Raw genomic sequence first — 8993 nt, 5'->3', positions numbered from 1 at the left:
CACCAGTCCCAGCCGAACGTGTCAAACCCCGCCGACGCGAACTGCCCCACCCGATCCCCCGACCCCACACCCAGCCACCGAGCATGACCCGCCGCAAAACTCGCGAACCCGACATGCGACACCAGCACACCCTTCGGCACACCCGTCGACCCCGACGTATAAATCACATACGCCGGATGCGACACCGACAAAGGCGCAACCCGCTCACCATCAGACACCACCACGCCATCAAACGCGGCCAACTCCCCGACCACCCCCGGCGCATCCAGCACCACCCGAGGAAGCGACCCAGGCACCGCGCGCTCCACACCGCCCGCGGTCACCACCACTGCCACGCCCGCGTCGGCGAGCATGAACGCGATCCGCTCCGCCGGATACTCCGGATCCACCGGCAGATACGCGCCGCCCGCCTTCAGCACACCGAGCAACGCCACCATCAGATCCACACCACGCTCCAGCACCACCCCCACCACGGACTCCGGACCGACCCCACGCCCGATCAGCAACCGCGCCAAACGATTCGCCCGCGCATCCAGCTCCGCATACGACACCTCGACCCCATCAGCAGCCACCGCCACCGCATCCGGCGTCCGCGCCACCCCCGCCTCGAACAACCCAGGAATCGTCGAAACCGGCACCTCCGCCGCCGTGTCGTTCCACTCCACCAACACCCGACGACGCTCATCCGCATCAAGCACGTCCACCGCACTCAACCGCGTCTGCGGAGCGGCCGCCAGCAGCTCCAGCACCCGCAGCCACCGTTCAGCGATACGTCCGGCAGCCTCCGGACGGAACAGATCCGCCGCCACCGTCACCGCACCCCGCACCCCCGCAGGCACACCCTCCGCGTCGAAACCCTCCCCCAAGATCACATCCAGATCGAACTTCGCGGTCTGCTCTCCCACGGGGAAGCCGCGCGAGTCCAGGCCGGGCAGGTCGAGGACGGCCTCGTCGGTGTTCTGGAGCGTGAGGATCACCTGGAACAGCGGGTGCCGCGACAGCGAGCGGGTGGGAGCCAGCTCCTCCACCAGGCGCTCGAACGGCACATCCTGATGCTCGTACGCCTCCAGGCCGGTCTCCCGAACCCGCGCCAACAGCTCGCCGAATGTCGGGTCCCCGGACAGGTCGGTGCGTACCACCAGAGTGTTGACGAAGAACCCGACCAGGTCGTCCAGCGCCTCATCCGTACGGCCGGCGAACGTCGACCCGATCGGCACATCCGTGCCCGCACCCAGCCGCGACAGCAGCACCGCCAGCGCACCCTGCAACACCATAAAGAGGGTCACACCCTCGGCCCGCGCCAGATCGATCAGCCGCGCATGCAGCTCCGCCGGAATCTCCACCGGCACACTGTGACCCCGATAACTCGCCACCGCCGGACGGACATGGTCGAACGGCAGCGCCAGCTCCTCCGGCGCACCCTCCAACGCCGCAGCCCAGTAGGCAACTTGACGTGAGATCAGACTCTCTGGGTCCTGCTCGTCACCCAGCAGCTCCCGCTGCCACAGCGCGTAGTCCGCGTACTGCACCGGAAGATCCGCCCACACTGGAGCCCGACCCGCGACCCGCGCCTCGTACGCCACCGACACATCACGCGCCAGCGGCGCCATCGACCAGCCGTCACCCGCAATGTGATGGGTCAGGACGACGAGGACCTGCTCGTCCGGCCCGGCCACGAACAGCCATGCGCGGAACGGCACCTCCGCCGAGAGGTCGAAGACATGTTCCTGCGCGGCGGCGACAGCACCGGAAAGGTCCTCCGGTGCCACCTCCTCCACCTGGAGCCGCCAGGCCAGGTCCTCGGCACCGAGGACCCGCTGGTACGGCTCCCCGTCAGCGACCGCGTACAGCGTGCGCAGCACCTCGTGCCGGCCCATGACATCCCGCAGCGCGGCGTTCAGCGCATTCCGGTCCACATCCCCGGACAGCCGCAGGGCGACCGGCATGTTGTACGTCGCGCTCGGCCCTTCCAGCTGTCCGACGAACCACAGGCGGCGCTGCGCGAACGACAGCGGCAGCCGCTCGGGGCGGGTCCCCGCCGTCAGCGTCGGCCGGGCCGCGTCGGCCCCGCCGAGGCGGGCTGCGAGGCCCGCCACCGTCGGGGCCTCGAACAGCGTCCGCAGCGGCAGTTCGACGCCGAGGACGGCCCGGATCCGGCTCACCAGACGCGTCGCCAGCAGCGAGTGACCACCGAGCCGGAAGAAGTCGTCGTCGACGCCGACGTTCGCCAGGCCCAGGACCTGCGCGAACACGCCGCACAGAATCTCCTCCTGGAGTGTGGCCGGCGCCCGGCCCACGCCGGTCGCGTACTGGGGTACGGGCAGCGCCTTGCGGTCCAGCTTCCCGTTCACCGTCAGCGGCAGCGAGTCGAGTACGACCACGGCGGACGGCACCATATGCTCCGGCACCCGGCCGGCCGCCAGCTCGAGCGCCTCGGCCGAGAGCACGGCATCGCTCACGCTCGGACCGTCGGCGGGCACGAGGTAGGCGACCAGGCGCTTGTCGCCGGGCACGTCCTCCCGTGCGATCACCGCGGCGTGTGCCACCCGGTCGTGCCCGAGGAGGACGGCCTCGATCTCACCCAGCTCGATCCGGAAACCACGGATCTTCACCTGGTCGTCCGCGCGCCCCGCGAAGAGCAGCTGACCGTCCGGCGTCCAGCGGGCCCGGTCACCGGTCCGGTACATCCGCTCACCCGCGACGCCGAACGGGTTGGCGACGAATCGCTCCGCTGTCAGACCCGTACGACCCACATAGCCACGCGCCAGTCCCGCACCCGCCACGTACAGCTCGCCCGCGACCCCCACCGGGACCGGGCTCAGCGCGTCGTCCAGGACGTACACGCGCGTGTTGACGACCGGCGCGCCGATGGCGACCTCGCCCGCCTCTGGGTCGCAGCGCCAGAGGGTGGCGTCCACGGTGGTCTCCGTCGGGCCGTACGAGTTGAACATCGCCCGGCCCCGCGCCCAGCGCGCCATCAGCTCCGGCGGGCACGCCTCTCCGGACACGATCAGCGTCAGGTCATTGCGGAGCGCTCCCTCGTCCAGGGTCGCCAGCACCGCCGGCGGCAACGCCACGTGCGAGATCTCCTGCTCCGCCAGGAACCGGGCCAGGCTTTCCCCGGCCCGCTGTTCCCCGGGAACGACCACCAGGGCCGCGCCCGACAGCAGCGCCATGCACCACTCCCAGGCGAAGCCGTCGAAGCCGGACGAAGCGAACTGCCCGACCCGGCTGCTCGCCGAGACGCCCAGGTAGTGGGCGTGACCGTGCGAGAGACTCGGGATGCCGGCGTGGGTGACCGCCACGCCCTTCGGCCGGCCCGTCGAACCCGACGTGAAGATCACATACGCGGTCCCGGAGACCGAGAGCGGCGCGATCGGCTCGGCGGACGCGGAGTACGCGGCCAGGGCCTCGATCGTTCCGGGGTCGTCCAGGGCGAGTACCGGCGCGTCGGTGAGTTCCGACAGGGCGGGCTCGCGGTCGACCGTGGTGAGGACGGCTTCGGCGCCGGTGTCGGCGAGCATGAAGCCGATCCGCTCCGCCGGGTACTCGGGGTCGATCGGCATGTAGGCGCCGCCGGTCTTCAACACCGCCAGCAGGGCGACCACCAGATCGGCGCCGCGCTCCAGCGCCAGCGCCACCACCTTCTCCGGTCCCACGCCGCGGCCTGCCAGCAGCCGCGCGAGCCGGTTCGCCCGCGCGTCCAGCTCCGCGTACGACACCTCGACCCCGTCGCTCACGACGGCCACGGCATCCGGCGCCTTCGCCACCTGCGCCGCGAAGAGCTCCGGAATGGGTGCGACCGCGACGTCGACCCGGGTGTCGTTCCAGTCGACCAGCATCCGGCGGCGCTCGTTCTCGTCGAGCACGTCCACAGCGCCCAGCCGGGTCTGCGGGGCGGCTGCCAGCATCTCCAGCACCCGCGTCAGGCGCTGCGCCAGACGCCCCGCCGTCTCGGCCTCGAACAGGTCGGTCGACGCGGTGACGACACCCCGCAGCCCCGCCGGCCGGCCTTCGCCGTCGAAGGTCTCCTCAACCCCGATCTCCAGGTCGAACTTGGCCGTCGTAGCCCGCGTGAACAGCCCCTCCGAGCCAAGGCCGCGCAGCTCCACCACCGCGTCTGCGTTGTTCTGCAGTGTGAGCATCACCTGGAACAGCGGATGCCGGGACAGCGAGCGCTCAGGCGCGAGCTCCTCCACCAGGCGCTCGAACGGCACGTCCTGGTGCGCGAAGGCGGAGAGGCCCGCTTCCCGTACCCGCGCCAGGGTCTCCCGGAACGTCGGGTCCCCGGACAGGTCGGTGCGTATGACCAGCGTGTTCACGAAGAACCCGACCAGATCGTCGAGCGCCTCGTCGGTACGGCCGGCGGTCGCCGACCCGATCGGAATGTCGGTGCCCGCACCGAGCCGTGACAACAGGGTGGCCACGGCGGCCTGCAGCACCATGAACAGGGTCACGCCCTCGGCGCGAGCCAACTCCGACAGCTGTGCGTGCAGTTCGGCCGAAGCCTCGAGCGGCGCACTGTGCCCGCGATGGCCGGCCACCGCGGGGCGCGGGTGGTCGAAGGGCAGCTCCAGCTCCTCCGGCGTGGCGGCCAACGCGTCGCGCCAGTAGTCGATCTGACGTGATATCAGGCTGTCCGGATCGTTTTCGTTGCCCAGCAGCTCTCGCTGCCAGAGGGCGTAGTCCGCGTACTGCACCGGCAGGGGCTGCCACTCCGGGGCCCGCCCCTCGCACCGGGCCGCGTACGCGTACGAGACGTCCTGGGCCAGCGGCCCCATCGACCAGCCGTCGCCCGCGATGTGGTGCACCACCACGACGAGGACCTTGTCGTCCGCGTCCGGGCCGGACGTGAACAGCCATGCCCGGATCGGCACCTCCGCCGACAGGTCGAAGGCGTGCCCCTGGGCGTCGGCGACGGCGTCGGCCAGCCCGTCCGGGGCCACCTCGACCACTGACAGCTCCCACGCCAGATCGCCGAGGTCCAGGACGTGCTGGTACGGCTCGCCGTCAGCCTCGGCGAAGACGGTGCGCAGCGCCTCATGGCGCCCGATCACGTCACGCAGTGCCGCGCCGAGGGCATCCTGATCCACATCGCCGTTCAGCCGCATCGCGACCGGGATGTTGTACGTCGCGCTCGGGCCCTCCAGCTCGCCGAGGAACCACAGGCGTCGCTGCGCGAACGACAGCGGCACCAGTTCCGGACGTACGCCGGCCGCCAGCGCGAGGCGTGCCTCATCGGTCCCGGCAAGGCGCGCCGCGAGTGCCGTCACCGTCGGTGCCTCGAACAGCGTCCGCAGCGGCAGCTCGACACCGAGCACCGCCCGGACCCGGCTCACCAGCCGCACCGCGAGCAGCGAATGCCCGCCCAATGCGAAGAAGTCGTCGTCGACGCCGACCCTCTCCACTCCCAGGACCTGCGCGAACACCCCGCAGAGAAGCTCTTCCCGCACAGTGGCCGGGCCCCGGCCGGCACCGGCCGCGTACTCGGGGGCGGGCAGGGCCTTGCGGTCCAGCTTTCCGTTCACCGTCAACGGCAACGCGTCGAGTACGACCACGGCCGTCGGCACCATGTACTCCGGCACCCGGCCTGCGGCGAAGGCGAGCACGGCCGCGGACAGCCCGGCCACGGACGATCCCGCTTCGGCGGATTCGACGGCATCGACGGCATCGGTGGGCACGATGTACGCGACCAGGCGCTTGTCGCCCGGCACGTCCTCCCGCGCGAGCACCGCGGCCTGCGCAACCTGCTCATGTCCGACCAGAACCGCCTCGATCTCAGCGGGCTCGATCCGGAACCCACGGATCTTCACCTGCGCATCCGCACGCCCCTGGAACTCCAGCTGCCCGTCCGCGCGCCGGCGCACCACGTCTCCGGTGCGGTACATCCGCTCCCCGGGCGCCCCGAACGGGCACGGCACGAACCGCTCGCCCGTCAGCTCGGCACGCCCCACATACCCACGCGCCAGACCCGCACCGGCCACATACAGTTCACCGGCCACTCCCACCGGCACCGGCCGAAGCCCGGCGTCCAGGACGTACACCTGGGTGTCGGTGATCGGAGCGCCGATGGGCACACCGGTCCCCCGCTCCAGAGCCGACGGACTGAGCACGTGCACGGCGGCGAAGGTCGTGCTCTCCGTCGGCCCGTACCCGTTGAGCAGCCGTACGTCGGGGAAGCGTTCCAGCACCGTGCGGCAGTGCGGCAGGGACAGCACATCGCCGCCCGCCAGAAGGTGACGCAACCCGCGCAGGGCCGTCACATTGGTCTCCACCACCTCGTGGAACAGCCCGGCCGTCAGCCAGAGCGTGGTCACCGCGTGACCCGACAGGAAGCCGTCGAGCTCGGCCACCGACAGTCCACCCGCGGGCGCCACCGCCAGGGTCGCGCCGTTCAGCAGGGCTCCCCAGATCTCGAAGGTCGCCGCGTCGAAGGACACCGACGCGAGCTGGGCGACGACGTCCTCCTCGGACAGTTCGATGTAGTTCGTCTCCCGTACGACACGGCCGATCGCCCGGTGGGGTGTGACCACGCCCTTGGGGCGGCCGGTCGAACCCGAGGTGTATATGACGTACGCCGGATGTTCCGGCGACAGTGCCGCCGCGCGTTCGGCCGCTGTCAGCGCACCACCGTCGAGGCCCGTCAGCTCACCGACGGTCGCGGGGTCGTCGAGGGCCACCACGGGAACGCCGGCGCTGTCCTCCAGACGCACCTCTCCCCCGGTGAGCACGCACACCGCTCCCGCGTCGGCCAGCATGAAGGCGATCCGCTCGGCCGGGTAGCCCGGGTCCACGGGCAGATACGCACCACCCGCCTTGAGCACCCCCAGCAGCGCCACCACCATGTCCACGCCGCGGTCCAGGACCACGCCCACCACCGACTCCGGACCGACTGCGCGGCCGGCGAGCAGCCGCGCGAGCCGGTTCGCCCGGGCGTCGAGCTCGGCGTACGACACCTCGATCCCGTCGTACGCCACGGCGACCGCGTCGGGCGTGCGCGCGACCTGAGCCTCGAAGAGCGCCGGAATCGTGGCCGCCGCGCCACCGGACGCCGTGTCGTTCCAGTCGACCAGCACCCGGCGCCGCTCGGCCTCGCCCAGCACCTGGACCGACGTCAACGGGAGGTCGGGGCCGCCGTCGAGTGCCTCTTCCAACGCGGTGATCAGGGCTTCCACCGCGGTGGCGAGGAGGTCACCGACCGCCTGGGGGTCGATCGCGGGCACCGCGTCCACGGTGAGCCCGAAGCCGGCTCCCTCGCCGTCGTCGTCGACCGACACGGTGAGTGGGTAGTTCGTGCGCTCGCGCGCGAACAGCGTCGTGATCCCGTCGAGCCCGCCGCCTCGGCCCTCGTGGTCGGCGTCCTGGCCAGGGCCGCCACCGAGGTTGCGCCGGTAGTTGAACAGTGACGTGAAGAGCGGCGTTTCCGCAGCTACGCCGCTGGCCTGCTGGGCCACCGCCAACGACGCGTGTTCGTGCTCGAGGAGCTCCGCCAGCTGCGACCGCATGCCCTCCACCGCCGTCAACGCGCCGGCCTCGCCGACTCGTACACGTACCGGCAGTGTGTTCATGAACGGACCCGGGACCCGGTCAGCGCCCGCGCCCGCGTTCATCCGGCCGAACAGGACGGTGCCGAACACCACGTCGCCACGGCCGCTGACCGCCGCCAGCGTCCTGGCCCACGCCACATGCAGAACCGTTGCCGGGCTCGTGCCCAGTCGGCGCGACACCTCCCTGAGCCGTGCGGCCGAGTCCATCGGGACGACCCGCCCCGCCCGCACCACGCCGGAGCCGTCGCCGCGCGCGTCCAGCACCCCGAACGCCGCCGTCGGCTCGCTCACATCGCCCAGCAGATCGGTGAAGAAACGCTCGTGCTCCGACAGCTCCGCCCCGGTGCGTGCCTGGGCGACAAAGTTCCGGAACGGCAGTGGCTCGGGCAGTTCGTCGGCGCGGCCGTCGAGGAACGCCTGTACCTCGTCGAGCACGACCTCGAGTGCCGTGTGGTCCTGAATCATGTGGTGCATCCGCACCGACGCCAGCCATCGGTCCGAGCCCGGCTCGGCAGCCGTGACCACGTCGATCAGCGGCGCCCGACCCAGATCCATCGAGAGGCCACCGGCTGCCACCAGCTCGTCCACGAAGCCGGCGCCTCGCGGATCCAGCACCACTTCCTTCGTCGGGAGTACGGCTCGACGCCACACCACCTGCACCGGTTCGCGGAGCCCCTCCCACACCACACCGGTGCGGAAGACGTCATGACGGTCGATCACTCGCTGCAGGGCGGCAAGGAAACCGTCCAGACGGGCTCGCGTGTCGAACGCCAGCACTGTCGGCGTGAGATACGTGTCCTCGCCCCCGTCGGCGAGCAGGTGGTGGAAGAGCAGCCCCTCCTGGAGCGGAGCGAGCGGATACACGTCCGCGACATTGGCCGCTCCGCCGTCCACGCCCGCGACGATGCGTCCGATCTCCTCGGGGGACAGCTCCACCAGCGGCAGCATTTCCGGGGTGATCTCCACGGCGTCCGCGGGGATGGCGTTGGCCGGCACCTCTATCCGCACGGCGCCCGCGGCTGCCGCGAGACCAGCGGGGGTCGGCGTCTGGAAGAGCGTGCGCACGGACACCGACACACCGCGCTCCCGCAACCGCTCCACGAGCGACACGGCCAGCAGCGAGTGTCCGCCGAGCCGGAAGAAGTCGTCGTCCACACCCACGCTGTCCAGGCCGAGCAGCTCGGCGAACGCGGTGCAGAGGATCTCTTCGCGGGCGTTGGCGGGCCCGCGTCCCGTGCCGGTTGCCCCGGCGTTCCGAGGCGCCGGCAGGGCCTTGCGGTCGAGCTTTCCGTTCGATGTGAGCGGCAGCGTGTCGAGTACGACGAAGGCGGACGGCACCATGTAGTCCGGAAGCCGGCGCCCGGTGAACTCCTTCACCACGCCGGACAGATCGCCGCTGTCGCCGTCCTTGTCCCCGTCTGCGGGTACGAGGTAGGCCACCAGGCG

The 8993-nt window shown here is 71.2% G+C and carries 1 protein-coding gene; it reads right to left on the bottom strand.

The window, feature by feature from the left end; translation table 11 throughout:
- Positions 1–8993: non-ribosomal peptide synthetase (locus ABT342_RS37480; protein WP_351583887.1), on the bottom strand; the 8993-nt coding region annotated here is incomplete at both ends.

This window comes from Streptomyces sp. NPDC000410 (assembly GCF_040300305.1).
In the GTDB taxonomy this organism is placed as follows: Bacteria; Actinomycetota; Actinomycetes; order Streptomycetales; family Streptomycetaceae; genus Streptomyces.
Note: the sequence above shows the minus strand (reverse complement) of the source record. Positions and strands in the feature narration are given on the sequence as shown.